The organism is Rothia sp. CCM 9418, from assembly GCF_048512825.1.
GTDB lineage: Bacteria > Actinomycetota > Actinomycetes > Actinomycetales > Micrococcaceae > Rothia.
In genome coordinates this window covers 245,484-272,467 of record NZ_JBLXXX010000003.1, presented here as the reverse complement: position 1 = coordinate 272,467, position 26,984 = coordinate 245,484, and the positions used below count along the sequence as shown (strand labels likewise).

General features: G+C 47.1%; 20 protein-coding genes. 9 read left to right on the top strand and 11 right to left on the bottom strand.

The genetic code is table 11. The features are described from left to right. Positions 1 to 15 precede the first annotated feature (15 nt). From dnaE to nrdR, 3 genes are read left to right on the top strand one after another with little or no spacing between them, the layout of a single operon-like run. Positions 16 to 3,558, top strand: coding sequence for a DNA polymerase III subunit alpha (dnaE, locus tag ACN083_RS05745; RefSeq protein WP_419101875.1), 3,543 nt, complete (start codon positions 16 to 18; stop codon positions 3,556 to 3,558). 58 nt (positions 3,559 to 3,616) lie between these two features. Further along, entirely contained in the window at positions 3,617 to 4,999 is a 1,383-nt protein-coding gene (hisD, locus tag ACN083_RS05740) for a histidinol dehydrogenase (RefSeq protein ID WP_419101874.1), read from the top strand. After that, complete coding sequence (gene nrdR, locus ACN083_RS05735; protein ID WP_419101873.1) at positions 4,999 to 5,589, top strand: transcriptional regulator NrdR; 591 nt, start codon at positions 4,999 to 5,001, stop codon at positions 5,587 to 5,589. The genes hisD and nrdR overlap by 1 nt, the downstream gene beginning before the upstream one ends. A 94-nt stretch (positions 5,590 to 5,683) precedes the next feature. On the opposite strand, the gene ppgK is transcribed toward nrdR, so the two are convergent. Further along, entirely contained in the window at positions 5,684 to 6,529 is an 846-nt protein-coding gene (gene ppgK, locus ACN083_RS05730) for a polyphosphate--glucose phosphotransferase (protein ID WP_419101872.1), read from the bottom strand. 26 nt (positions 6,530 to 6,555) lie between these two features. After that, positions 6,556 to 7,467: a type I methionyl aminopeptidase gene (gene map / locus ACN083_RS05725; protein ID WP_419101871.1), complete on the bottom strand. Its 912-nt coding sequence runs from the start codon at positions 7,465 to 7,467 to the stop codon at positions 6,556 to 6,558. Positions 7,468 to 7,711: 244 nt separating this feature from the next. Here map and ACN083_RS05720 point away from each other — a divergent pair, with 244 nt between their 5' ends. The 4 genes from ACN083_RS05720 to ACN083_RS05705 all read left to right on the top strand — a co-directional run bounded on the left by ACN083_RS05720 (position 7,712) and on the right by ACN083_RS05705 (position 13,703). Then, positions 7,712 to 7,909 (top strand): SPOR domain-containing protein, encoded by a 198-nt coding sequence (locus ACN083_RS05720; protein ID WP_419101870.1) that lies wholly within the window; start codon positions 7,712 to 7,714, stop codon positions 7,907 to 7,909. 86 nt (positions 7,910 to 7,995) lie between these two features. Further along, the gene (gene panB / locus ACN083_RS05715) at positions 7,996 to 8,913 is read left to right on the top strand and encodes a 3-methyl-2-oxobutanoate hydroxymethyltransferase (protein ID WP_419101869.1); all 918 of its coding nucleotides are present in this window, start codon (positions 7,996 to 7,998) and stop codon (positions 8,911 to 8,913) included. Positions 8,914 to 9,086: 173 nt separating this feature from the next. Next, positions 9,087 to 10,427: a type I glutamate--ammonia ligase gene (gene glnA, locus ACN083_RS05710; protein ID WP_419101868.1), complete on the top strand. Its 1,341-nt coding sequence runs from the start codon at positions 9,087 to 9,089 to the stop codon at positions 10,425 to 10,427. A 114-nt stretch (positions 10,428 to 10,541) separates the two neighbouring features. After that, entirely contained in the window at positions 10,542 to 13,703 is a 3,162-nt protein-coding gene (locus ACN083_RS05705; RefSeq protein WP_419101867.1) for a bifunctional [glutamine synthetase] adenylyltransferase/[glutamine synthetase]-adenylyl-L-tyrosine phosphorylase, read from the top strand. Positions 13,704 to 13,717: 14 nt separating this feature from the next. Here ACN083_RS05705 and budA read toward each other — a convergent pair whose 3' ends face one another. Both budA and glnA (ACN083_RS05695) read right to left on the bottom strand, forming a co-directional pair. After that, a complete protein-coding gene (gene budA / locus ACN083_RS05700; protein ID WP_419101866.1) occupies positions 13,718 to 14,476 on the bottom strand; it encodes an acetolactate decarboxylase in 759 nt (252 codons plus the stop codon). A gap of 167 nt (positions 14,477 to 14,643) precedes the next feature. Further along, complete coding sequence (gene glnA / locus ACN083_RS05695) at positions 14,644 to 16,068, bottom strand: type I glutamate--ammonia ligase (RefSeq protein WP_419101865.1); 1,425 nt, start codon at positions 16,066 to 16,068, stop codon at positions 14,644 to 14,646. Positions 16,069 to 16,269: 201 nt separating this feature from the next. Here glnA (ACN083_RS05695) and ACN083_RS05690 point away from each other — a divergent pair, with 201 nt between their 5' ends. Next, positions 16,270 to 16,704, top strand: a complete 435-nt coding sequence (locus ACN083_RS05690) for an RDD family protein (protein ID WP_419101942.1) — start codon at positions 16,270 to 16,272, stop codon at positions 16,702 to 16,704. A 75-nt stretch (positions 16,705 to 16,779) separates the two neighbouring features. Here ACN083_RS05690 and ACN083_RS05685 read toward each other — a convergent pair whose 3' ends face one another. From ACN083_RS05685 to lipB, 3 genes are all read right to left on the bottom strand, one after another. Continuing rightward, a complete protein-coding gene (locus ACN083_RS05685; protein ID WP_419101864.1) occupies positions 16,780 to 17,505 on the bottom strand; it encodes a DUF4191 domain-containing protein in 726 nt (241 codons plus the stop codon). A gap of 161 nt (positions 17,506 to 17,666) precedes the next feature. Next, the gene (lipA, locus tag ACN083_RS05680) at positions 17,667 to 18,674 is read right to left on the bottom strand and encodes a lipoyl synthase (RefSeq protein ID WP_419101863.1); all 1,008 of its coding nucleotides are present in this window, start codon (positions 18,672 to 18,674) and stop codon (positions 17,667 to 17,669) included. Positions 18,675 to 18,778: 104 nt separating this feature from the next. Further along, complete coding sequence (lipB, locus tag ACN083_RS05675) at positions 18,779 to 19,450, bottom strand: lipoyl(octanoyl) transferase LipB (RefSeq protein WP_419101862.1); 672 nt, start codon at positions 19,448 to 19,450, stop codon at positions 18,779 to 18,781. Positions 19,451 to 19,661: 211 nt separating this feature from the next. Between lipB and ACN083_RS05670 the strand changes: the two genes are divergently transcribed. Then, positions 19,662 to 21,263, top strand: a complete 1,602-nt coding sequence (locus tag ACN083_RS05670; RefSeq protein WP_419101861.1) for a protein kinase — start codon at positions 19,662 to 19,664, stop codon at positions 21,261 to 21,263. A 95-nt stretch (positions 21,264 to 21,358) separates the two neighbouring features. Here ACN083_RS05670 and ACN083_RS05665 read toward each other — a convergent pair whose 3' ends face one another. The 4 genes from ACN083_RS05665 to ACN083_RS05650 form a co-directional block, all read right to left on the bottom strand. Then, positions 21,359 to 21,730: a hypothetical protein gene (locus tag ACN083_RS05665; RefSeq protein WP_419101860.1), complete on the bottom strand. Its 372-nt coding sequence runs from the start codon at positions 21,728 to 21,730 to the stop codon at positions 21,359 to 21,361. A gap of 176 nt (positions 21,731 to 21,906) precedes the next feature. After that, positions 21,907 to 23,598, bottom strand: a complete 1,692-nt coding sequence (sucB, locus tag ACN083_RS05660; protein WP_419101859.1) for a 2-oxoglutarate dehydrogenase, E2 component, dihydrolipoamide succinyltransferase — start codon at positions 23,596 to 23,598, stop codon at positions 21,907 to 21,909. A gap of 97 nt (positions 23,599 to 23,695) precedes the next feature. Further along, positions 23,696 to 25,111, bottom strand: coding sequence for a dihydrolipoyl dehydrogenase (gene lpdA / locus ACN083_RS05655; protein ID WP_419101858.1), 1,416 nt, complete (start codon positions 25,109 to 25,111; stop codon positions 23,696 to 23,698). 279 nt (positions 25,112 to 25,390) lie between these two features. After that, positions 25,391 to 26,908, bottom strand: coding sequence for a leucyl aminopeptidase (locus ACN083_RS05650; RefSeq protein WP_419101857.1), 1,518 nt, complete (start codon positions 26,906 to 26,908; stop codon positions 25,391 to 25,393). Positions 26,909 to 26,984: the final 76 nt, after the last annotated feature.

The following is a 26,984-nucleotide window of genomic DNA, read 5'->3' as shown; positions in this document are numbered from 1 at the left end:
GGAAAGAAGAATAACGTGAGCGGTAAAGGTTTTACTCATCTACACGTACACACCGAGTATTCTATGCTCGATGGTGCAGCGCGCCTGACGGAGCTCTTTAGCCGTGCTAAAGAGCTGAATATGGATGCCATGGCAACGACAGACCACGGTTTTCTCTTTGGGGCTTTTGACTTTTGGCAAAAAGCAAATGATGCGGGTGTTAAACCCATTATTGGTCTTGAAGCGTACGTCACCCCTGGTACTCACCGGACAGACCGTAGCCGTGTACGTTGGGGTGAACCAAACATTTCTGAATATGGTGACGTTTCTGGTGGTGGTGCGTATACCCATATGACGTTGTGGGCAGAAACCACTCAAGGTATGCATAACCTCTTTAGAGCGTCCTCTCTAGCCTCTCTCGAAGGCCACTTTTATAAGCCTCGTATGGACCGTGAGCTATTGCAGACTTATGGCAAAGGACTGATTGGGACAACAGGGTGCCCCTCTGGAGAAGTTCAGACTCGCCTACGCCTTGGACAATATCAAGAAGCTCTTCAAGCTGCCTCCGATTTTCGAGATATTCTCGGTGCTGAGAATTACTATTGTGAGCTCATGGATCACGGCATCGGCATCGAAAAAGTTGTTGTTGAAGATTTGATGCGTCTCGCTCGAGATTTAAAGCTTCCACTCGTCGCTACCAACGATTTGCACTACACTCATGAATACGACGCTCAAGCGCACGCGGCGTTGCTCTGCGTGCAATCTGGTACCACGCTGCAAGACCCTAAACGTTTTAAGTTCGACGCTTCAAACTTTTACCTTAAATCTCCAGAAGAAATGCGAGAACTGTACCGTGACTTCCCTGAAGCTTGCGATAACACTCTCGAAATTGCCGAACGTTGTAATGTAGAGTTCAACACAAAAGCAAACTATATGCCAGCGTTCCCCACCCCAGAGGGGGAGAACGAGGAATCATGGTTCGTCAAAGAAGTTGAAAAAGGGCTACACTTCCGCTTCCCCAAAGGTGTACCAGATGAGGTACGTCGACAAGCAGAATACGAAGTTGAAGTTATCTCAAAGATGGGGTTCCCCGGCTACTTCTTGGTGGTTGCTGACTTCATTAACTGGGCTAAAAATAATGGTATTCGTGTTGGGCCTGGGCGTGGTTCTGGTGCAGGTTCAATGGTTGCATACGCGATGCGTATTACTGAGCTCAACCCCCTAGAACATGATTTGCTCTTCGAACGTTTCTTGAACCCTGAGCGTGTGAGCATGCCTGACTTCGACGTGGACTTTGACGATCGTCGCCGTTCTGAGGTGATTCACTATGTCACTGAAAAATATGGTGAAGATAAAGTTGCGCAGATTGTTACCTACGGAACGATTAAAGCAAAACAAGCTCTCAAAGATTCTTCTCGCGTGCTGGGTTATCCCTTCTCGATGGGTGACCGCCTGACCAAGTTAATGCCACCAGATGTTCAGGGTAAAGGCATGACGTTGAAAGAAATTATTGATGAGAAGTCAGCACGCTATGGCGAAGCCTCTGATATGCGCGCTCAACTTCGTGAAGACCCTGAATGTCAGAAAGTCTTTGACACGGCTCTTGGCTTAGAAGGACTTAAACGTCAGTGGGGTGTACACGCTGCAGGTGTTATCATGTCGAGCCATGATTTGCTAGATTTGATTCCTATTATGCGCCGTGAACAGGACGGGCAAATTATTACCCAATTTGATTACCCAACGTGTGAAACTCTTGGGCTCATCAAGATGGACTTTTTGGGTCTGCGTAACCTAACAATCATCTCTGATGCTATTGAAAACATTAAACTAAACCGTGACTTCTTCCTTGACTTGGATGCGTTGTCTCTAGACGATAAAGAATCCTATGAGTTGCTAGCGCGCGGTGAAACATTAGGCGTATTCCAGCTTGACGGTGGCCCGATGCGTTCTTTGCTGAAAATGATGCAGCCGGATAACTTTGAAGATATTTCCGCGGTTTTGGCTCTGTACCGTCCTGGACCTATGGGCGCAAACTCTCACACGAACTATGCGTTGCGTAAGAACGGACAACAAGAAGTCACACCTATTCACCCAGAGCTAGATGAGCCGCTGGCTGATATTCTCAATACCACCTACGGTTTGATTGTGTATCAAGAGCAGGTTATGGCTATTGCACAGAAATTAGCAAACTATACTCTGGGTGAAGCAGACTTGTTGCGTCGTGCAATGGGTAAGAAGAAAAAAGAAGAACTTGACCGGCAGTATGAGAGCTTCCATCAAGGAATGCTATCGAATGGATATTCTGAAGAAGCTATTAAAGCGTTGTGGGATGTCCTGCTTCCCTTCTCCGCCTACGCATTTAATAAATCCCACACTGCAGCTTATGGTCTAGTCTCTTATTGGACGGCTTATTTGAAAGCACATTACCCTCAAGAATATATGGCTGCTTTGCTTACCTCTGTGGGCGACGATAAAGATAAACTTGCCTCGTATCTCAACGAGTGTCGCCACATGGGTATTACGGTATTGCCTCCAGACGTTAACGAATCCGAGTTGAACTTTACTCCTGTCAATGACGATATCCGCTTTGGAATGGGCGCAATCCGTAACGTTGGTGCTCCTGTAGTCGCTGCACTAGTTAGTGCGAGAACAGAAAAGGGCCGTTTCGAATCTTTCCAAGATTTTATGAATAAGGTTCCTCTCACCGTGTGCAATAAGCGAACCGTTGATTCGTTGATTAAGGCTGGTGCATTCGATGAGTTCGGGCAAAGTCGGCGTGCATTATCTTCTATCCACGAAGAAGCAGTTGATTCTGCTGCTTCTGTTAAACGTCGTGAAGCAACCGGACAGTTTGACCTTTTCGGTAGCTTAGGGCTTGACGATGAAGGTTTAGGTAACGAGTCTATTCTGCAAATTCCTGATATCCCTGAGTGGGAAAAACGTGATAAATTGAATTTTGAACGTGAGATGTTGGGTCTATATATCTCAGATCATCCGCTCAAAGGTCTAGAAAATCAGCTTGATGCTTTGTCGACTTCGTCAATTTTGTCTCTTTTTGATGAAGAATCATCAGTTCAGGATGGGGCGATGGTCACTATCTCTGGCATGATTACCTCTGTTACTCGACGTATAGCAAAAAAGAGCGGTAACCCGTATGCTCGTGTTGAGTTTGAGGACCGTACTGGATCCATTGAAGTCATGTTCTTTGGGCGCATTTACGAACCGATTGCCCCTATTCTGGCCGATGATCTTATCTGCACCATTAGAGGTCGTTTACAACGTCGAGATGATGGTTCTGTCAGTATCAACGCTCAAGAAATAAAGGTGCTTGAACTAACTGCCGGTGACGCGACTGGGCCTGTGACGATTTCTATCCCAGAATACAAAGCAACGGAAGAGATGTTGTTAGAGCTTCAGCAGATTCTCAAGAACCACCCTGGGGAAACTGAAGTACGTATCGCGTTAGGTACCCGTACCGGTAAAACCTTGATGCGTCTTGGCAATCACTTGCGTGTGACTGCTGATTCGTCTTTCTACGGTGACATAAAAGTTCTTTTAGGCCCAACGTGTTTGGAATAAAAGCTACTGTTTGTGCACCGTTCTGATTTTATCTCTCTAACACAGTAGAATGAAACATATGAGCACATCTGCAGAAGACCAAAAATATTTGCCCCCTAAACTTTCTCTTTTAGATGTACGGGGGAAAGAATACAGCTATACGCAGTTGCGTGCTCTAATGCCTCGTCAAAGCTCTGAGTATGTTGGTAATGCTCAACAAACTGTTGAAGAGATTATTTCCGGTGTCAAAAATTCTGGTGCGGATTATATTCGTGAATTAGCGGAACGTTTTGACGGCGTGCACCAGCGTTCTCTTCGTGTGCCTGAATCAGCACTTGAGGATGCCTTGGAACGTCTCGATTCAAAAGTTCGAGCAGCATTAGAAATTTCTATTGAACGCAACCGTACTTTTGCTCAAGCACAACGTCCTCAAGACACCACGATTGAAGTAGCTCCTGGCGCTCAGCTTACTAATAGGTGGACACCTGTTCGACGTGTGGGCCTATACGTTCCGGGAGGGTTGGCAGTATACCCCTCCTCGGTGATAATGAACGCGGTCCCCGCACAGGCTGCAGGGGTCGAATCTATCGTATTATGCAGTCCTCCACAAAAAGAATTTGATGGATTGCCTCATCCAACCATTTTGGCGGCTGCGGCACTGCTTGGAATCCGTGAGGTATGGGCTATTGGCGGTGCTCAGGCATTAGCTGCCATGGCTTATGGTATAGAAGACATTGACGACGAACTAACCTGTGTCGATACCATTACCGGTCCAGGAAATATTTTTGTTGCTTTAGCTAAGCGTGCCTTACAGGGGGTTGTGGGTGTTGACGGTGAAGCTGGCACCACTGAAATTGCCGTGATTGCAGATGAGTCTGCCCATGCAGAATACGTGGCAGCTGATTTAATCTCACAAGCAGAACATGACCCTAACGCTGGTTCTATCCTGATTACAGACTCCCTAGAATGCGCTGAACAGGTATCTCAAGCTATTGCCCGTCAATCATCAGCCACGAAACACCGAGACCGTGTGAAAACTGCTCTTGAAGGACCTCAATCAGGAATTATTCTGACAGATTCTTTAGAACAGTCCATACGTGTTGCTGACGCCTACGCTGCTGAACACCTTGAGATTCATACGAAGAACCCTGCTGAAGTTGCTCAACGTGTGCGTAATGCTGGAGCTATCTTTATTGGCCCGTATTCTCCAGTTCCTCTTGGCGATTACGCTGCTGGGTCAAACCACGTATTACCAACCTCTGGTACAGCTTCTTTCGCATCAGGTCTTAACACCTCAACCTTTATGAAGGTTGTTCAGCTAATTGAGTATTCTCAACCTGCGTTAGAAGACATTGGCGACCACATCGTGACCTTGGCACAGGAAGAAGACCTCCCTGCACACGGTGAAGCTATTAACATTCGTAGCATGAGCGATTCTTCTGAATCAGGAGGTAAGCTCTGATGAACTGCCCATACTGCCATGAGGCAGGCTCACGCGTAATTGATTCGCGCGTGATTGAAGACGGCAGCGCGATTCGTCGCCGCCGTTTATGTGATAACTGTGAAGACCGTTTCACGACGTATGAAACAACGGGTATATCTGTTGTGAAACGCTCGGGCGTGACAGAACCTTTTAAACGGGAAAAAATTGTGAATGGCTTACGTAAAGCCTGCCAAGGCAGACCTGTGAGCGAAGACGATTTAGCAAAACTTTCACAAGAAGTTGAAGAAAAAATTCGTTCTTTGGGAGATAACCGCGTAAAAGCTCATACTGTCGGATTAGCCATTCTTGAACCGTTATCGCGACTAGACGCTGTTGCTTATCTTCGTTTTGCCAGCGTATATCAGAACTTCGAGAGTCTAGAAGATTTCGAGAAAGCTATCGAAGGACTACGCGATACATATAAGAGTTATTCTGCTGATCTCTCACTCAATGACGAGATACCTCAAAGTGTTGATGGTGAAGGGCAAAAAACATCTTCTCGCCCTTCAGAAGATATCTTGTCTCAAGGGCAACACGATGAGGGACCAGAACAACCAACTCTTTTATAACGAACACATAAAAAAGAACCTTCTGAGAAAGAAAACGGTCTCCTCAGAAGGTTCTTTTTTTGCCCCAATCAATGAGGGAGCAAATGATGGCCTTTTAGCTCTCTTGTTCAACTGCTAGTCTTTGGCGCTCGCCTTCAACAAACCCGAAAGCCCATAGTGCGGCTCCTACGATGCCAGCGTTATTCCGTAATGCGGCCATGACCATCGGGATATCAAGATCATCTTCGAAATATGGCATGAATTTTTCAGGATTTTTAGAGATTCCACCACCGATAATAAACAAGTCGGGGGAGAACAACAACGTTAGATGACTGAAATAACGGTGTAACCGTTTACCGTATTTCTTCCATGAGAGGTCATCTCGTTCACGTGCTCGCGCAGAGGCACGAGACTCTGCATTTTCTCCGTCTAATTCTAGGTGACCTAACTCCGTGTTAGGGATGAGCTGTCCATTGAGGATAAGGGCAGAGCCGATACCTGTGCCTAAGGTAATAACAGCGATGAGCCCTTGTTTGTCTCGTCCTTGTCCGTAGTATGCTTCTGCAAGTCCGGCAGCGTCAGCATCATTGAGAGCGTAGACTGTTCGTCCTCCGAGAGCTTCGGACATTAATTGTTCGATGTTAACGCCAATCCATGATTTATCTACATTAGCGGCTGATAGGGCAACACCGTTTTTGACGATAGCTGGAAAATCAACGCCGATAGGAGAATCTTTAGCCGGCGCTACAGGACGTGACTGAAGTTCTTGAACAATGTCAGCAACAACTTGTGCACATGCTGCTGGTGTTGCTGGAGACGGCGTGGGGATACGGAATCTATCTGAAACAAGCTCTCCGGTACGAACATTGACGATACCGCCCTTGATACCGGTTCCACCAATATCAATACCAATGGTGAGATCTTCACATGATACGTGTGTTGTGGTGTTCTCTGAAGTCATAGATTCTCCTAATAGAGGTTGGGGGGCTAAATAGAAGGAAGGGTAAGAATGTCTGCACCGTCTTCGGTCACCACGAGAGTATGCTCAAATTGTGCAGAGCGTTGACGGTCTTTCGTGACGACTGTCCAATCGTCTTTCCATAGTTCCCACTCAATTCCGCCGAGAGTGAGCATTGGCTCAATAGTGAAAATCATGCCCACTTCCATGACCGTGTTATACGCTGGTGCAGCATCGTAGTGAGGGATGATGAGCCCTGAATGGAATTCTCGCCCTACACCGTGTCCGGTGAAATCTCGAACGACTCCATACCCAAAACGAGCAGCGTATTTTTCAATTACTCGACCAATAACATTAATTTCTCGCCCAGGTTTTACAGCTTTAATTGCACGGTCAAGAGATTCCTTGGTTCGTTCAACAAGAAGGCGTGATTGCTCATCAACATCACCGATGAGTAATGTCACGTTAGTATCTCCGTGCACACCATTTTTATAGGCTGTGACGTCAAGATTGAGAATATCTCCATCTTCTAAAACAGTGCTATCAGGAATTCCATGGCAAATCACTTCATTGAGCGATGTACACACTGACTTGGGATACCCTCGGTATTCTACGGTTGAGGGGTACGCCCCATGATCACAAATGTATTCGTGAACGATGACGTCAAGGGCATCAGTTGTGACACCAGGGGCAGCAGCTTTTGCTGCTTCAGCAATAGCGTTTGCTGCAATAGTGCCAGACTCTCGTACTAGTTCAATTTCTTCAGGCGTATACATATTAGAGTCGTAGCCTTCACGAGCTTCGGCTTTTCCCACGTATTCGGGGCGTTCAATATGTGTAGGGACTGGTCTAATAGGTGTGACTGCTCCTGGTGTTAAACAGCCGATAGGTGCTTGCCCTGGTGCTGCAGGAAGATTATGTGAAGTGGAAAATTTAGCCATAGATTTATCCTAACTTGTCAAAGAGCGAGGCTCGTTGTTCTACTCTTCTTTCATAGAACGGATATTTTGCCGTATCTTGGCAAATAACGGCAGAAAATATTACTCATGCCAAAAAATAGAGAATCTATAAGGCATCTTAGAGAACGGTTCTAGAGTAGGCTGTGAGGTATACCTCCATCTTGTGAGAATATCTCACCTCATGATGCTAGAAGTGTCATATATATCATCAGAGAAAGGGATTCCTATGAGTAAAGACTACTTACCCGGACCAGAAGAAAACGAGTACTGGTATAACTTAAAAACACGACAGGTACAACAAGGAAACCTTGGATTAGGCACTGATTTATGGGGACCTTACCCAAGTTATGAGGAAGCCTTACACGCTATGGAAAAAGCAAAACAACGCAACGAAGAATGGGACGAAAACAACGATTCTTGGTAGTACCCTCCAGCTTGAACTTAAAGTGTGAAAGGTATTCTGAGATTCTGCTGAGGTAAATACAGGATGATAGCGGTAGACTTTTATCTATGAGTTCTACACCTGCTTCTGAAGAAAACGCGCCCTATAACGCTCAAAAAACCACGGAATCTTCCACACGAGAAGAACTAACATCTCACCAACCAAGTGTTTTTGACAACGTACGAAAGATTCGTACTGTTCACTTGAACGCGGCAAAAGTAGCTGGCGAAAAATTTGCGATGCTCACTTGCTACGATTACCTGACAGCACAAATTTTTGACGCCGCAGGAATCGAATTGCTCCTTGTCGGAGATTCAGCTTCAAATAATGTCCTCGGATATGAATCTACCTTAGCTATTACTGTTGATGAGATGATTCCACTTGTTGCTGCTGTATCTCGTGGAGCACAGCGTTCAATGGTTGTTGCAGATTTACCTTTCGGCTCATATCAGGCTTCCCCCGCTCAAGCAGTTGAGACAGCAAGCCGGTTCATGAAAGAAGGCGGTGCTCACGCTATTAAAATGGAAGCAAGCTCCGCCTACGCCGAACACGTAAAAGCCGTAACACAAGCGGGGATTCCTGTGATGGCACATATTGGGTTCACCCCACAATCCGAGCATGCCCTTGGTGGTTTCAGAATTCAGGGACGTGGCGAGAGCCGAGAAAAAATTCTTCACGATGCGCTAACCCTCACAGAAGCCGGAGCTTTCTGTCTCCTCATGGAAATGGTGACAGAAGACGTTGCAGAATCTGTGAACAACGCAGTAGGAGATATCCCCACCATCGGTATTGGCGCAGGATCCTCGACAACCGGTCAAGTTCTCGTATGGCAAGATGCTTTTGGGCTACGCCAAGGAAAAATGGCACGCTTTGTCAAACAATACGCACATATTGCTGAAGAACTCACTCATGCCGCAAAAACCTATCGGGAAGAAGTCCGTCAGGGCATCTACCCGGGGCCTGAACATATCTTTAAAAACTCATAGAGATAGACCGTTGATGATATCTCATCAACACCGCTACTGGAGTCTTAAAAAAAGAACTCCACTCGTTCTCTGACATGATACGTCTAAAAGCGGAGAAAAAATGAGAGAACTTATACAGTGTAGACAGAAACCTATTACAGTCACCGACGACTAAAAATATTACGAGGAGTACCATGGACCGCCAACAAGAATTTGTTTTGCGCACTATCGAAGAACGCGATGTGCGTTTTGTCCGAATGTGGTTTACCGACGTCGTCGGAACACTCAAATCAGTTGCCCTCGCACCTGCAGAAGTCGAAAGTGCTTTTGCAGAGGGACTCGGGTTCGACGGCTCATCCATCGAGGGGCTATCCCGTATCTACGAATCAGATATGCTTTTGCAGCCTGACCCCGCAACATTCCAAATTCTTCCCTGGCGTGGTGATGAAGAACCCACCTCCCGTATGTTCTGCGATCTTCTCACACCCGACGGCAAACCCAGCGCAGCAGACACTCGAGGCGTTCTCAAACGTACCCTCGAAAAAGCGGCAAGTATGGGTTTTACCTGCTACACCTCACCAGAAATTGAGTTCTACCTCCTCAAATCCAAAGAGCTAGGACCTAACGGGTTCCCCATACCCGTAGACTCAGAATCCTACTTTGACCACACACCGGGGGGAGTCGTCCAAGACTTTCGCCGCAGAGCCGTGACCATGCTTGAAGAAGTCGGAATCTCCGTCGAATTCTCTCACCACGAAGCTGGTCCCGGACAGAACGAAATTGACCTCCGCCATGCGGATGCATTGCAAACTGCAGATAATATTATGAGCTTCCGCACCGTCATCAAAGAAGTTGCACTCGCCCAAAATATCTACGCAACATTTATGCCTAAACCTTTCACCGAACACCCCGGGTCAGGCATGCACACACACTTTTCTCTCTTTGAAGGCGATACCAACGCCTTCTTCGAAGCTGGAGCAGAATACCAACTTTCACGTACTGCACGGCACTTTATCGCTGGTATCCTCAAACATGCACCAGAGTTTACATCTGTCACAAACCAGTTCGTGAACTCTTATAAACGACTCTGGGGCGGGGGAGAAGCACCCAGCTACGTATCGTGGGGACACAACAACCGCTCTGCACTTGTGCGTGTGCCACTCTATAAACCTAATAAGATGCAATCAGCGCGCATCGAATACCGTGGTATTGACTCCGCTGTGAACCCTTACCTTGCATATGCTGTTATCCTCGGCGCAGGCCTTAAAGGTATTGAAGGCGAATACGAACTTGGGCCAGCAGTAGTAGAAGACCTACAAGCCATGAGTTCTGCAGAACGTCGTGCAATGGGATACCACGCATTACCGTTCTCCCTACATGATGCCATCCATAAAACAGAAGAATCTGAATTTATGGCAGAAATACTAGGAGAACAGGTCTTTGAACAATTTCTTCGCAATAAGCGCACCGATTGGGAAGCATACCGCGCTGAGGTAACCCCATACGAACTTAAAAACAATCTAGGAATCCTCTAAAAAATAGGGTAGAACCAGCATCCAACGTCTCATGCTAGTTCTGCCCTATTCTTCTTCTACTACTATGAGCAAGCACTGGCACCCCTTCAACTATGGGCAGGGAAAGGACACACCGTGCCACCTACACAACCGGCAACAGGAACGCTGAGTATTGAAGAACTCGAACGTCGCGCACAGCTAAGCCAAATGGTCGCTATCGGATTCTTTGACGCACAAAAAAGTCTGCGCTGGCTTGACGCCCCCGAGCTTAAGAAGATTGACCGAGAAAAACTCTTTGAGGGACTGCGCTATAGTCCATCACCAGATAGCGCACTCATAAGTCTCGTGCGCCTACTAGAAAAAGCGCCACAACTAGAAAAAACCCTCAACGCAGAACAAACTCCTCTCGCAATATATCGCTTGCTTGGAGCATCTGAAGCTCTCGGAGATTTTTTGCTCCGGCACCCAGAACATCTTGACGTCCTCACCTCCCCTCAAGAACATTTACTTGAAGAACCCTGCCCGCCCACACTATTACCAGAGAAAGACCACGAACACCTCTGCCCACAAGCACCATTAGACACCCAATACCGCCGTTCTCTTCTCAAAGCTCTTGGCGCCAACCCCGAAGACGAAAACCCTACGGCTCAAAGCTACGACAAAAACGCGTATATTACACTTCGTACGCTCTACCGTCGTTACCTCTGCGAAATTGCTGTCTGCGACCTCGCCGCAGACAACCCTCAAAAAATTATGCCTCTGGTGAGTCGAAAACTCGCTGACCTCGCGTCTGCTGCCTTAGACGGAGCACTCGCTATTGCCCGTGCAGAAGCTAACACAAAGTGGGGGGAAAACAATACACAACAAGTACAACTATCTATTATTGGTATGGGAAAATGCGGAGCCCGAGAACTCAACTACATCTCTGACGTCGACGTTATGTATGTTGTCGATACTAAGACCCTACCTGAATCCGAAACACCACTAACCGATGAACAAGTCTCACGTATCGCCTCAGAAATCGTTCAGACTATCTCAAAAGTTATTATGTCCCCAGCCAGTGAACCTGCACTCTGGGAACTTGACCCAAACCTTAGACCTGAAGGGAAAGACGGCGCCCTCGTAAGAACCATCGATTCCTATACCTCCTATTATCAACGATGGGCAGAAAACTGGGAATTTCAAGCACTTCTTAAAGCACGCCCCATCGCAGGTAACGCAGACCTCGGCTACCGATGGATGCAAAAAATTACCGGATTCATCTGGGAATCCTCAAATAGAGAAGGCTTCGTCTCCTCCGTACAAAAAATGCGCGCTCGCGTGACCGAAAATATCCCTGCACAGCATCGGGAACGCCAACTTAAACTTGGGCCTGGCGGACTACGAGACATTGAGTTTACCGTACAACTTTTGCAACTGGTCCACGGGCGTTTTACCCCCTCCGTGAGAACTCAAGCCACTACAGACTCCCTGCAAGCGTTAAGTAAAGCAAGTTTTATCGGGCGTGCTGACGCACAGAGTTTTGAAGAACACTATCAGAAGATTCGTCTGATGGAGCACCGTCTGCAACTTCGGTACATGCGGCGGACGCACCTCATGCCCGAAAAAGATGAAGATATTAGGGTGCTGGCACGCGCTATTACTTCTCCTGAACATATCGGTGAACAGACCGCACAAGGACTCATCAAAGACTGGACAAAAACTAAACGTGCCATTCGTTCTTTGCATGAGCGTCTTTTCTTCCGCCCTCTTCTGGCGGCTGTCTCGCATTTATCTCAAAGTGAAGTTGCGTTAACACCTGAAGAAGCTCAGGCTCGTCTAGGAGCTTTAGGCTATAAAGATACACGAACAGCGATGCGACATATCCAAGCCCTCACCCAAGGTATTAAACGTAGCGCTGAGATACAACGTACACTCATGCCAGTGCTTTTAGGATGGCTCGCACAGGGCGTAGACCCAGACGCCGGATTATTAGGTTTTCGTCGACTCTCAGAGTCCTTAGGTACAACACCTTGGTATCTGAGGATGCTCAGAGACTCTCCTGCAGCGGCTGAACGAGTCTGCCAGATTCTCTCAAGTTCACGTTTTATTACGGACCTTCTTGAAGACGCACCAGAATCTATCGCATGGTTAGACCATCAAGAAGATCTACTTCCGCGTAGTGTTGAGGCGTTACAAGAAGTCTTGCACAATAGTCTGATACGTCATGAAGATACCGCCGACGCAATCCGAAGTGTGAGGATGATTCGTCGCCGTGAAATTCTTCGTATTGCTATGGGTGAAGCCATCAATTTCTTGAGCCTCGAACAAACCATGCAGGCTCTAACGACTATCGACCAAGTTACGGTTGAAGCGGCACTGAACATTGTTCTTCGCGAACGTTACACTCGTACTCAACAAGAACCGAAAACTCAAGTGTGCATCATTGCGATGGGACGACACGGCGGATTTGAGATTGGCTACGGATCAGATGTGGATGTGATGTACGTACATGAGCCGTGTGAGGGGATTGATGAAAGTGTTGCTGCCTCTGAAGCAACAGAGATTATTCATCGAATGGTACAGATTCTCAAACAGCCGTGTACGCCACCTTTGAGAGCGGAAAAAATTCTTGATATTGATGCGAACCTCCGTCCTGAAGGAAAATCTGGGCCGATGGTTCGCTCATTGGCATCGTTTAGAGAATACTACGAGCGTTGGGCTGATACATGGGAGCATCAGGCGTTGCTTCGTGCTCGTCCCTTTGCTGGGTCTAAGGCACTCGGAGAAAAGTTTATGAACTTGATTGCACTGTATCGTTATCCTGCCACGCTTACCATGCAGCAGGTGATGGATATTCGGCGCATTAAAGCCCGCGTTGAGAACGAGAGGATGCCACAAGGTGCTGATAGAAACCGGCAACTTAAATTAGGCCGCGGTAGCTTATCTGACGTGGAGTGGCTGATTCAGATGATTCAGCTTTGCTGCGCCTCTAAAATACCCACTCTTCAAGTGACCAGTACTCTACAAGCCTTAGAACAGGCGAAAATAGCTGGATTATTGAAAGAATCTGATGCGAGGATTCTTAGCCGAGCATGGAAACTAGCAACGAAAATTCGAGGATGCCAGATGCTCAGAACAGGACGTCCTTCTGACGTTTTGACGAGTACACGTATTGACCTTGAAGCGATTGCGAGATGGTGCGCCTACCCTTCAGGTCATACACGTGAACTTGAAGAAGATTATCTGCGAGCAACTAGGCAAGCCCGACAAGTTTTTGAACGCCTTTTCTTTGACACTGATTTTCGCCAGTTGTAGATGACTCTCATATTTTATGAGCTGTGCTTTTCTGCCTTCGAGATTTGCTCTGCAAGGTCTTCTGGAGAGAGATTCGCTTGAGAAAATTCTGGGGTGAGTGGTAACTGTAGCTTGAGAGAGGTTCCCGGGCATATCTCAACGTGGGCTTCTTTGAGCTTAAAATCGACAACGTGCCCACCTGCCTGATAGGTGTTATCGATGAAGTGTGCGTGGCATCCTGGAACCCCAATGCCTTGTTCATAGATAGGCGTCCTAAAACCGACAATGGTTCCTTCACAATGATCAAATTGGACGATATCTTCGTTCTCTGTGGCGTCTACCATCTTAGGGTACGGTTTGGATTGTTTGATGACGGTTCTGGTGCGAACCCATTCAAAAGAACCAACAATTTTGATGGCATACATGTAGTTTTGTGAGACCGTGAAATCATCGAGCACTTGAGCGGCTGAACGTCGAAGAATGTTCTGTGGAAGCTCGCGCTTAATAACGGGTTTGAAATGAGTAACGACCGCAAAAGGGGTCTTTTGATGCATATGCGCAGGGCTGATAGACCCATCATGTCGCATTTGGTAGCATTTTCCGTCCAGAATGATCATTTCGCCGTCAAGCCCGTTAAACGTTCCGACACCGAAGTCTCCGTGCGTGAGAAGTTCTTCGATGTTCATCTCTCCCTCATAGACTCCATCGAGTAATTGCGCCATGAGCCCTGTTTGAAAAACTTCGTGGGGACGTAACAACACCTGAGATGAGGTGAAATCTGAGATTTGTTCCATAGTTTGATTCAACTCTCTAGACAATAGGGGGACAGCTGAGACGGAATATTCTTCTCTACTATTCTAAAGCACTTATATACGTGATGAGCACTGTACTTAAGCTACGAGAAAGGTCCTCCTCGAGAAGAACGAGGAGGACCTTTCGTGATATTCACCCTACGAGGAAATTAGACACCGTAGTACATGGCAAATTCAAGCGGGTGAGGAACAAGAGAAAGAGGCTCAAGTTCTTGGGTGCGCTTGTAATCAATCCACGCGTTGATGAGGTCTTCGGTGAAGACGTCACCTTGAAGTAGGAACTCATGGTCTGCTTCAAGCGCTTCAAGCGCTTCAGCAAGGCTTGCAGGAGCCTTCTTAATATCTTTGGCTTCTTCTGCCGGTAGCTCGTAGAGGTCCTTATCAACTGGAGCAGGTGGCTCAATACGGTTGCGAATACCGTCTAGACCTGCCATGAGCTGAGCAGCAAAAGCAAAGTATGGGTTGCAGGAGGGGTCTGGAGCACGGAACTCGAGACGTTTCGCCTTAGGGTTAGTTCCGGTGATAGGGATACGAATACCAGCGGAACGGTTACCCTGAGAATACACCATGTTAACAGGTGCTTCATAGCCGGGGACTAGACGCTTATAGGAGTTGACCGTGGGGTTGGTGAATGCAAGAACTGCTGAGGAATGCTCAATCAGACCGCCAATATACCAGCGTGCAGTATCAGAGAGGTTTGCATAACCGCGCTCGTCGTAGAAGAGAGGTTCCCCATTGTTCCATAGTGACTGGTGGCAGTGCATACCAGAACCGTTATCACCAAAAATGGGTTTAGGCATGAAGGTGACAGACTTGCCGTATGCATCTGCGGTGTTTTTGACGACATATTTGAACTTTAGAAGGTCGTCTGCTGCTTGGGTGAGGGTGGAGAACTTGTAGTTAATTTCTGCCTGACCTGGGCCTCCAACCTCGTGGTGAGAGCGTTCTACCTCGAGCCCGACCTCGTCGAGTGCTACACAAATGGAGTCTCGCAAATCTGCTTGTTTATCAACGGGAGAAACAGGGAAATATCCACCTTTGGTGGGGGTTTTATTACCAAGGTTTCCGCCTTCTTCAACGCGTCCAGTGTTCCACTGTGCTTCGTCAGAATCAACAGCATAGAAGGAACCTTGGGGCTGGACGTCGTATCGTACGTCCTCAAAGACGAAAAATTCTGCTTCAGATGCGAAGAATGCTGTATCCGCAATACCTGTAGATTTGAGGTATTCTTCAGCGCGTTCGGCAACACCACGAGGGTCACGGTGGTAAGGCTCTCCGGTGCGTGGATTAACGATGGAGCAGGTGATGACCAGAGTCTTTTCGACACGGAAAGGATCTACATACGCAGAATTGACGTCGGGGATAAGTTGCATATCAGATTCTGCGATGCCTTGGAACCCTCGAATGGATGATCCGTCAAAAAGCTGCCCATTGACAAAGAAATCATCGTCGATAGATTTAGCAGGAAGGTTGAAGTGCTGCTGTACACCGGGCATATCGCAGAAGCGGATGTCGACGAATACGACTTCTTCATCCTTAATGAAATCTAGAACTTCTTGTGCGCTGGTAAACATGGTCGGTTGTTCTCCTTAGATGAGTTTTGAGGCGACCGTAAAAATTTAGGTAATCCCCTGTGGTTGTTGTTAACCATATTCTGGTATTTTTGCTCAAACGTATCTTTTATGTTTCGTGTTCGTAACATGAATGAGAGATGTAAGTCACCTCTAGGGTGTTCCTCTGACCATATGAGAAAAGTTAGATACTCTTAAACCGTGATGAAACGCGAAGATTTAGGGTCCTGGCTCAACGGCCCGCCTACAGACCAAAAATACCCAGGCGAATACATGGGAAGACCTCAACAAGGTCCTGGTTCTATCGCCCGTTTTGGGCGAAGAATTATTGCTTTTTGTATCGACTGGTATCTTTGGTGGGCAGTACTGTATTTTTTGAACGTTCCACACCTACAAGTATTCTTACTTCTTGTTGTTTGGGCCTATCAAAGCATCACCATCGGCTTATACGGGCATACTTTAGGGCATTTCTTGTGTGGGATGCAGGTCCAAACTCTTGATGGGCGTCCTGTCGGAGTGAAGAACGCTATCTTACGTTCAACTTTGGTAATGCTTGTTCTCCCCGTTTTTATGATGGATGCAGATACACGGGGAGTACATGACAGAATTCGCAATATGATTCTTGTACGTATCCGTTGATATATGGCAAAGATAAAAATAAGGGTGGTTGGTGACGCGTATACATCACCAACCACCCTTATTTATAAATACTTTTTATCGTCCGCGCATAGCCTGACGGTCAGGTCGCATACGACTTGGATCAATGCCCTTAGGAATAGGTAGCATATTATTTTGCAACGATGACAATCGGTTATTGATAGCGTGAACTTCTTGCTGAGTGAGTTGCTTAGGAAGTTTCTTCATCTGAGGAACAATTTTCTTCAGAGGAGTCTGCCCTTCACCATTGCCAGAATGAATAACATGAACTGGAACATTAGGAATCACTCGTTTAAGACGTTTCTTTTCCTGATTAACCAGTGAAGATACACGGGCAGGCGTACCTTCGGTAACCAAAACAATACCGGGACGACCAAGTGCGCGGAAGACAACATCTTGAGTTCGAGGATTAATAGCTACCGGTTGCTGTTCTACAATCCATCCTCGACGTAGAGAATTCAACGCTGCACCAGATGCGCCGGTCTGACCTTCAATCTGACCGAAAGCAGCTTTTTCTGCTTTTCGGGAAAGAATCATAACAGCAACAAGAAGAGCAAAAGGAATGCCGATAATAGTCCACGTAATCCAGTTCTTGAGCAGGATACCGATGAGGACAAAGGCAATAAGAACAGCTGCTGCCCAGAAGAAAAGAATCCAACCAATACGAGGCTCAGATGTGCGAGTCATAGCATAGACTTGCTTCATCTGAGCAAACATGCCAGGACCTTTATTCTTTTTCTTTTTGTCTTGTTGTGCGCGCTTTTCGTCGCGTGATGAAGTCACTGTGCGTCCTTCGCTTAAGGTGTTGTGCTGGGGCACCCAACCACGCAGGCTGAGAGCGTACAAATATTTATTCTATATGACGTATCGGCTGAGACGATGTTGGGAGGAGAAAATATCCGTTACAGAGCAAAAGTCGCAGCCAAAATACGTGTTTCTCGGGCCTAATATCCTGCAGCAACTAAAGCGGAAGCTTCTTGCATTGCTCCGCCGTCATCGTCAATATGAGCAAGTTCGGGTGGAATAGGGTAACCGTTATGCTTCATAGCGCGTGCCCAGAGGCGTCCTGCACGGTAGGAGGAACGGACCATTGGGCCTGCCATAACTCCAGCAAAACCGATTTCTTCTGCCATAGCAGAATATTTAAGGAATTCTTGGGGTTTAACCCAACGATCAATGGGATGGAAGAGCGGACCCGGCCGCAGATATTGCGTCAAAGTGATGGTGTCACAACCGTAATCGTAGAGGTCGCAAAGGGCCTCGTAAATTTCTTCTTCGGTTTCGCCCATTCCAAGAATCAGATTCGATTTGGTGATGAGACCAGCTTCTTTACCCTGTTGGATGACCTCAAGAGAGCGTTCGTAACGGAATGCTGGGCGAATCTTACGGAAAATTCGTGGAACAGTTTCGAGATTGTGCGCAAACACTTCTGGTTTAGCGTCAATAACTTGCTGTACGTCTTCTGGCGTGCCTTTGAAATCGGGGATAAGGATTTCGACACCTGTTCCAGGCGATACTTTATGAATCTGGCGGATGGTTTCTGCATAGAGCCATGCACCACCATCGGGTAAGTCGTCTCGTGCAACACCAGTAACGGTGGTATAACGTAGCCCCATTTTTTTAACGGATAGCGCAACTTTAATTGGTTCAGTACGGTCTAGAGCTACAGGTTTTCCGGTTGCAATTTGGCAGAAATCGCAGCGACGAGTGCATTCTGAACCGCCGATGAGGTACGTTGCTTCACGGTCTTCCCAACATTCGTAGATATTGGGGCAGCCGGCTTCCTCGCAGACTGTATGTAGCCCAGAGCCACGAGCGAGGTTAATCATGTCTTTGTAGGCAGGACCGACTTTGGCTTTAGTTTTAATCCAGTGAGGCTTTTTCTCGATGGGGACTTCAGCGTTACGTGCTTCCACACGCAATAGCTTGCGTCCTTCGGTAGCTACGCTCATCTTTAGTGCTCCTTTTTCTTCCAATGACCTGATGAAATTCTAATGCTATACGGGCCATTCATTAATAATTTATTGCGTGTGTGATGCAATGCAGTCTGTGATGTTTATTGTGCTCGCGGTTCAAAAGACTCGGCTAGTTGGTCGCTGTACCTTAAAAGTTCAGCTTCGAGAGAATCTAATAATTCTTCAGGGGTGAAGCGTCTGCCGAGTTGTTCGCTAATGCTGGTAACACCAGCATCGCTAATTCCACAGGGAATAAATTGGCTAAATGGTGTTAAATCATTGCAACAATTAATGGCAAAACCGTGCATCGTAGTATTTTTAGCAACACGTATACCAATAGCAGCAATTTTGCGGTCTGGAGTATTGCCTTCTCCGAGAATCCACACCCCAGAGCGTCCTTGGACTCTACGTCCTTGTATCCCTAGTTGTGCAAGAACATTAATCATGATGTCTTCACAGATGCGAACATAACGTACAACATCAAGGGGCTCCGGCAAACGAACAATAGGGTAGCCGACTAGTTGCCCAGGCCCGTGCCATGTAAGTTTTCCGCCTCTATCAATTGGAACTACGGGTGTACTGGTATCTGAGGGGTATTCATGTGCTTCAGTGCGTTTGCCAGCTGTAATAACAGCTTGATGTTCTAACAACAACACCGTATTTTGCTGTTCATAAGCGGAGACTTTATCGTGAATGCGCTGTTGTAAAGAAAGCGCTTTGACATAGTCTACGTAATCGGGGGCAAAACCAACCCGCTTAATCTCTAAGCTCATATCTTCTACAGTATCCTTGTTTTTCTCTGTTCGGAAATTCCTCAAACGTGAGATTCGTCCGAGACGGAACAAAGGGCATCCTAAGTTTTTCAAGGAACATGACAGAAATATTTCTTAGCTAACCTATTTATCCACATCTATATGACTAGGTGAAATGCTGTTGTGTGGATATCTTCTCTCATAAGAGTTCTCCCTAAGATATACCAGAACCATGAGTAACCAGCCAACGAACTATCCTCATACCATTCCCCTCGACCAATATGCTACGTTTCGATATTCTCTCGGCTCAACGCAAGAGCGAAGCCTGTGGGCGGTGAGTTACCTTCCCGAAGAACAGAACAACCCCTTATCAATTCCCGAAGGAAACTATACGCTCGAAGAGATACGAGATATTCCGCCAGAAGAAATGCGACCGGCAGAGAGACTATGCTCTCTACCAACCCATGAAGACATCGCAACTGTTTTCGCTATATCCTCCACCGGCGATAAAGAATATATTTGGTATGAACAAACTGATGCTGGAACTTTAGAGAACCTCCTCCTTGTGCGGAATAAAATTACACCAGAAGAAGTGACAGGCATGGTTGAACAGCTCTGTCGTGGTCTGCGTTGGCTACACGAACAGCAAATGGCATATCATGCGCTGAACCCTCGAAATATTGGTTTTACAGGCGAAGGAAAATTGAAACTATATGCTCCAGAAAGAGAACTCCGCGGAGCAAACAGAACCGTCATCGACGAATATATTCGTCAGGACGAATCAGCCTTTGCCTCTATTATTTGGCGCTGTTTAACTGGTGAAGAACCTGCCAGTACACATGAACGGACCCCTTTACATTTTCTGTACCCAACAATGAATACAGAATTAATGCAGCATCTGGAAGCAGCCATCGATAAAACCGAACAGATGCCTCGTATGCACGAAATTTACCGTCTATTAGCTCATGAGTTCGTTCCTCGCCCGGTAAACCTTTGTGCCAGCGCCCATCCACAAACACATGGAACTCTACCTGCAGAAGAGCCCTGGCGAATGTCTTCTCCTGAACAGAAGAGTGGCTATCAACGATTCTTTGAACGAGGCTCTATCGAACTATCTTCCTCGGTTGACCTTAACCATGATGCATCACCTTATGGAATCAAAAAAGCTGTCGCTGATGTGATAGCGAAAATCTCTCAGTCGTTTTCACGAGGCAAGATCTTATGGGGGATAGGAGGGATTATCTGCTGCACTGTAGCCATGATACTGACATATGGAGTCACAGAATCATCTCACTCACCCTTGGCAGAACTTCGCCACGAAAATATTCATGAAAATTCTTCTGCAAAGAGCGGCATGAGGCCAGCACCATCACACGGTAGCTTTGCCCGTGCCGAAGACGAGGAACGTTCTGCTATCGAAGATGAACCTACGTTAGAAGGAGAAGACCTTGTTGAGGTATTAGGAACGTTATTGCATAAACGTCAGGAATCCTTCTCTCAACAGAACCCTCAGATACAAACTTATGCCATCGAGAATTCTCCACAATACCTAGCTGATATGGACTTACATAAACGCGATACTCAGAAAGAACTTGGACGTCAAGAAGTAAAAATAGCTCATATACAGAAGGTAGATAACCGCCCAAAACGTATAGATGTCCAAGCTGATGTTATCTCTTCGTCTCAAAGTGCAGAACTTTTAACAGAAGAAGAAAAACAACGTTACGGAATTAAAAATATGGGAGAAAACGTTCAGCAAACAGTACGTTTTACGCTTCTGCCTGACGAGACAACCTGGAAAATCTATGAGGCTGTTCCTGTGAATGAAGAATAAAGAACATACAATGCGTATCGAAAACGCGGTGTGAGTATCGAAAGTTTAATCGATACCCACACCGCGTTATGTAATCCTGTGTGTAGAAAAATCTTTTAGTGCCAGAGCGTTGCTAGAGCAATATTAATTAAAGCAAGTCCGCCAACAGCATGTGCTAAGGGGATATTGCGTGCTTTCTCAAGAGTACCTGCAACTTGTGCCATTTTGTATTGACGTTGACCAACAAACGCCGCTACGCAGATAACGATTGCCAAGAGAATCTTGATACCAATTTTCATGTGGTTTAGCTCTGCATGTTGAGACATCTGAATGAAATACAGGGCAAAGCCTGTAGCTAGCTGTAAAAGTGATGCATAAAATTGTCCGGGAAGAACGATAGCTTGTTTGAAGTGTGCTACCCAGATTCCGAAGACTAATGCTGCTCCGACGATATGTAAGAAAACTAAGAATGCAATAACCGTGCTCATGTCTCTAGTCTACGGAACAAACAAATATTTTGCAGACACATTGACACTAAAACTCTGTTCAGTGCTCAAAAACACGCACTCAAACAAGAGTGGGTGTAAGCCGCATTATATATGCGACTTACACCCACCCTGTTCTAGCTACAGACTTATACCTAGCTAAAAACTATCACTAGTTTTTAGAGACCAACCTCAGCCTCAAATGCAGCGCCTTCAAGGCGAGTCTGCAAGAAGTGAAGGAAACGACCAGCGTCTGCACCGTCAATAACACGGTGATCGTAGGTCAAAGAGAGGTATGCCATGCTACGGATAGCGATAACATCGTTGCCTTCTGCATCCTGAATAACTGCAGGACGCTTAACCGTTGCACCAATGCCCAAAATAGCCACGTTAGGCTGGTTGATAATAGGAGTGAAGAATACGCCACCGGTATTACCAATATTAGAAATGGTGAAAGTAGAACCGGATAGCTCTTCTGGGTTAATCTGACCGGTACGTGCGCGAGAAGCAACATCACCAATCTTCTTAGCCAAGCCAGCTACGTTCAAGTTTCCAGCATCCTGAATAACAGGAACGAGTAGACCCTTAGGAGTATCTGCTGCAATACCAATGTTCTCAGTATTGTGGTAGGTGATTTCCTTAAGATCTTCAGACATAGAAGCGTTGAATTGAGGGAACTGCTGAAGAGCCTCAGTAACTGCCTTAGTGAAGAATGGCAAGAAGGTGAGCTTAGCTCCCTCACGTGCAGCAAAACCATCTTTCGCCTTGTTGCGAAGAGCAACAAGGCGAGTCAAATCAACTTCAGCAACCTGAGTAAGCTGAGCAGAAGTTGCCAAAGACTCCACCATACGCTTTGCAATGGTCTGGCGAATACGAGGAGCCTTTTCAGTTGTACCGCGCTTTGAAGATACCTTAGGTGCAGCCGGAGCAGCCTTCTGCTCAGCAGCTGCTGCAACAGGTGCAGCCGCAGCTACAGCTGGGGCGGTAGCAACAGGTGCGGCAGGAGCAGCAGACTTCTTAGCCTCTACAGCTGCTTGAATATCCTGCTTGCGGATACGCCCACCAACGCCTGTTCCCTTAATCGTTGAAAGGTCAATGCCTTCTTGCTTTGCCAACTTGCGGACAAGAGGAGTGACGTATACTTCGCCCTGTGCAGCAGGAGTCTCTTCAGTAACAGGAGTTGCAGGAGCTACTGTCTCAGCAGCAGGTGTAGCTGCAACAGCTGGAGCCTGTTCTGCAGGTGCGGAAGGTGTAGCAGGTGCAGCAGCAGAAGCGCTAGAAGCACTACCGATAACAGCAAGAACCTGGCCAACTTCAGCTTCTTCATCTTCTTGAACACGAATCTCTAGGAGAGTACCTGCAGCAGGAGAAGGAACCTCAGTGTCAACCTTGTCGGTGGAAACTTCCAAGAGTGGTTCATCAACCTCAACGGTTTCGCCGACTTCTTTGAGCCAACGAGTGACCGTACCAGAAGAAACAGACTCACCCAGTGCCGGAAGAACAACTTCTTGTCCTTCTGCAGAACCGGCAACTGGCGCCTGCTCAGCAGGTGCAGCAGGAGCCTCTTGCTGAGAAGCAGCTGGAGCTGATTCCTCCGCAGCAGCTGCAGGCGCAGCAGGAGCTGCAGCGCCAGAACCATCGCCAATCACGATGAGAGGAGCGCCAACCTCAACGTCAGCATCTTCTTCAACAAGAATCTGCTCTACAACACCAGCTACGGGTGAAGGAACCTCAGTATCAACCTTGTCGGTAGAAACTTCAAGAAGGGGATCATCAACAGCTACGGTATCGCCAACTTCAACGAGCCAGCGGGTAACGGTACCCTCGGTTACGGATTCGCCCAATGCGGGCAGTTCTACTGTGTGGGACATATCTTCCCGTTCTCCTTGTGAATTCGGAAATTATAAAAAGTGGAGGTGAAGGCGTAACAACCTCAGCTGATACGCCAACACAAAATACTGAGAAGTATTAGCCGTGTAGGGGAGCACCAGCAAGTGCCATAGCAGCTTCGCCAAGAGACTCGTTCTGAGTTGGGTGCGCATGGATGAACTGTGCTACATCCTCAGGGAAAGCTTCCCAAACAACCCACATCTGAGCCTCGCCAATCTGCTCGCCCATACGCTTACCAATAGCATGGACACCGACAATGGGGCCATCTTTCTGACGAACAACCTTAACAATACCGCCAGTGCCCAAAATTGCAGACTTACCGTTACCAGCCAAATTGTATTCAGTGGTTTCGATGTTTTCTGCACCGAATTTCTCTTCAGCCTTAGGCTGAGAATAACCCACAGAAGCAATCTCAGGTTCGCAGAAAGTAACCTTAGGAATATTGACGTCCTCAACAATTTGAGGGTTCAAACCAGCAATCTCTTCTGCAACAAAGCGGCCCTGCTGGTAGCCACGGTGTGCCAACTGAACACCAGGAACAATATCGCCAATAGCATAGATATTACCAACACCGGTATGTAGACGCTCGTTGGTAATTACGAAACCGCGATCCATCGTAAGACCCTGCTCTTCGTAACCGAAACCAGCAGTATTGGGGCCACGACCAACAGCAACAAGAACGATATCTGCTTCAAAAACTTTGCCGTCAGCTAATGTGACTTTAGCGCCGTTAGCGTCCTGTTCAACCTTCTCAAAAAGAGTTCCGGTATTGAACTTAATACCACGCTTTTTGAACTCACGTTCTAGAACTTTAATGATGGAAGGATCTTCGTTGGGGACGAGGTGAGGTAGACCCTCAATGATAGTAACCTCAACACCCATTGAGTTCCACATAGACGCAAACTCAGAACCAATGACACCGCCACCAAGAACGATAGCGCTCTTGGGCAGATAATCCATCTGAAGTGCTTCGGTAGAAGTAAGAACACGGTCACGAATCTCTAGACCAAAAGTTTTGGATACAGAACCAGAAGCCAAGATGATGTGCTTGCCCTTATAAGCAGTTCCATCAACAGTAATGGTATCGGTAGCGGTCAGCTTACCTTCACCAGAAATAACGGTGACTTTTTTCATCTTCAAAAGACCAGAAAGTCCCTTGAACTTTCCTGCAACGATGCCGTCTTTGTAATCGCGAACTTTACCCATATCAATGGACTCCACAGTGGCATTAACGCCATACTTGGACGCTTCACGAGATTCCTCAGCCAATTCTGCCGCGTGCAAATACGCTTTGGTCGGAATACAACCGGTGTGAAGACAGGTGCCACCGAGCTTTTCTTTCTCGATAAGACCGACGGTGAATCCTAGCTGAACTGCACGAAGAGCTGCTGAATAACCAGCGCTTCCGCCGCCGAGGATGAGAATATCAAATTCTTGAGCTGTTGCCGTATCGGGCACTTTTGCGCTCCCTTGCGTAGATTGGAATAAATCCATTTTGCTTAAGGTTTCGGTTCATTGACCTAAAACACTGCTCTCTAACAATGATTGTAGAAAGAGCGCAGATAGCCTATGAACTCTCCTCTCTACCGTACCGCAACTCAGATGTGTGGAGTGTACAAAGGTGAAAGTGTTACAGATGTTTTAGGAAGAACACATCACACTAGGGTAGAGGTCACGTTTAAAACCGCACCCAAAGAACTCCATGTATTAACAAAGTCGGGCTTTCTGCTTCTGCAGAAAGCCCGACCCTCGCCTTTGACTATAATCTCACCCTTAAGAAGCTAGAGACTCCACAAAAGTCAAAAGCGTTGCCACTGACATGCCAGTGCCTTCTTTCGGGGTAAACCCATAAGGTGATTCCTCGTTAAAAGATGGACCAGCAATATCTAGGTGCGCCCAAGGAATCTGATGTTCATCGGTAGAACCGACAAACTCTTTGAGGAATAATCCAGCGCTTAGCATTCCGCCATAACGTCCACCGATATTTTTCAAATCAGCAACGGGGGAGTCCAAGCTTGCCCGAAGGTGCTCTGGCAAGGGCATGGGCCAGAATGTCTCGCCTGCCTCACGTGAAGCCTTAACAATATCTTCACGTACTTTTTCATCACCCATAACCGCAGCATAACGGGCACCTAACGCAACCAGCTGAGCTCCAGTTAGTGTTGCAACATCAATAAGAACATCAGGCGCTGATTCGGAAGCGTAGGCTAGACCGTCAGCCATCACAAGGCGACCCTCTGCGTCAGTGTTGAGAACTTCAACAGTTTGTCCATCGCGCATCGTTAAAACATCTTCAGGGCGGATGGCTGTACCACCTGGCATATTTTCTGCCAAGCACAAGATTGTTGTGACAGCAACCGGCAACTCAAGCTCGGCAGCAGCTGCAACAACGTTCAAAACTGTTGCTGCGCCAGCCATGTCGCTTTTCATGGTCATCATCGCGTTGCCTGGTTTAATGGAGTTGCCGCCAGAATCAAAAGTAATACCCTTACCGACTAGCGCAACATGTTTTTGGGCGCCTTCGGGAGTGTATTTGACCTCCACCATACGTGGTGGACGAGCAGAACCTTGTCCGACACCGGAAATGCCGCCAAAACCGCCGTCTTTGAGCTCTTGCTCATCAAAGACTTTAACCGTTACATTTTTGAGATCGCCAACACGCTCTAAAGCTTTCTGTGCAAAAGTTTCAGGGTAAAGGGAAGACGGCGGAGTGTTGACCAAACGACGAGTTGAATCTACTGCCTGACCTAGAATCAAAGCACGAGTAAGGACGTCAGAAGCTGCATCAGATTCCACATCAGTCACAATGGTGATGTTCTCAACTGCAGTTCTAACAGAGTCTGCAGTGCGAACCCGCAACTGCGGGTCGCTGAAAGCGCCCAACGCTGCACCTTCGGCGATGGCAGCGACTTCAGCAACGTTTTGTGCTGGTAGAGCAAGCGCAACATCTGAGAACCCTGCAAGCTGACGGATAACAGAACCCGTAGCATATCGTAACGCGTCAGCATGTGCTTGGGCGTCGTCCTTACGTGCTCCTAAACCAATCAGGGCAAGGACATCAGCGTTAGTCTCATCAATACCGGGTAAACGGTGTAGCTGATCTGGTGCACCGGTTACTCCCAAATCCTCAAGAATCGCCTCAAGACCTTGTGCTGTTTCTTCGCTTAACGGTCCACGTTCAAGAACTGGACCTTCTGTAGAAGAATAAACTCCTAGGACAAGAACCTGAGCCTCAATAGCTTCAAGGTCGGGGGATGCCACTGAAAAAGTAAGATCGGATGAATCAGACATTATTCTCCTCATCAAGATAGATGGTAGTTTAGGGACTCTTAGACATCTATAAAATATATGATGCGCCTACCGCGTA

What these genes read in the sequence shown, in the direction of transcription:
- hisD (WP_419101874.1), top strand. Translation starts at nt 3,617, where the DNA reads ATGAGCACATCTGCAGAAGACCAAAAATATTTGCCCCCTAAACTTTCT.
- nrdR (WP_419101873.1), top strand. Translation starts at nt 4,999, where the DNA reads ATGAACTGCCCATACTGCCATGAGGCAGGCTCACGCGTAATTGATTCG.
- ppgK (WP_419101872.1), bottom strand. Translation starts at nt 6,529, where the DNA reads ATGACTTCAGAGAACACCACAACACACGTATCATGTGAAGATCTCACC.
- map (WP_419101871.1), bottom strand. Translation starts at nt 7,467, where the DNA reads ATGGCTAAATTTTCCACTTCACATAATCTTCCTGCAGCACCAGGGCAA.
- ACN083_RS05720 (WP_419101870.1), top strand. Translation starts at nt 7,712, where the DNA reads ATGAGTAAAGACTACTTACCCGGACCAGAAGAAAACGAGTACTGGTAT.
- panB (WP_419101869.1), top strand. Translation starts at nt 7,996, where the DNA reads ATGAGTTCTACACCTGCTTCTGAAGAAAACGCGCCCTATAACGCTCAA.
- glnA (WP_419101868.1), top strand. Translation starts at nt 9,087, where the DNA reads ATGGACCGCCAACAAGAATTTGTTTTGCGCACTATCGAAGAACGCGAT.
- budA (WP_419101866.1), bottom strand. Translation starts at nt 14,476, where the DNA reads ATGGAACAAATCTCAGATTTCACCTCATCTCAGGTGTTGTTACGTCCC.
- glnA (WP_419101865.1), bottom strand. Translation starts at nt 16,068, where the DNA reads ATGTTTACCAGCGCACAAGAAGTTCTAGATTTCATTAAGGATGAAGAA.
- ACN083_RS05690 (WP_419101942.1), top strand. Translation starts at nt 16,270, where the DNA reads ATGAAACGCGAAGATTTAGGGTCCTGGCTCAACGGCCCGCCTACAGAC.
- lipA (WP_419101863.1), bottom strand. Translation starts at nt 18,674, where the DNA reads ATGAGCGTAGCTACCGAAGGACGCAAGCTATTGCGTGTGGAAGCACGT.
- lipB (WP_419101862.1), bottom strand. Translation starts at nt 19,450, where the DNA reads ATGAGCTTAGAGATTAAGCGGGTTGGTTTTGCCCCCGATTACGTAGAC.
- ACN083_RS05670 (WP_419101861.1), top strand. Translation starts at nt 19,662, where the DNA reads ATGAGTAACCAGCCAACGAACTATCCTCATACCATTCCCCTCGACCAA.
- ACN083_RS05665 (WP_419101860.1), bottom strand. Translation starts at nt 21,730, where the DNA reads ATGAGCACGGTTATTGCATTCTTAGTTTTCTTACATATCGTCGGAGCA.
- sucB (WP_419101859.1), bottom strand. Translation starts at nt 23,598, where the DNA reads ATGTCCCACACAGTAGAACTGCCCGCATTGGGCGAATCCGTAACCGAG.
- lpdA (WP_419101858.1), bottom strand. Translation starts at nt 25,111, where the DNA reads ATGGATTTATTCCAATCTACGCAAGGGAGCGCAAAAGTGCCCGATACG.
- ACN083_RS05650 (WP_419101857.1), bottom strand. Translation starts at nt 26,908, where the DNA reads ATGTCTGATTCATCCGATCTTACTTTTTCAGTGGCATCCCCCGACCTT.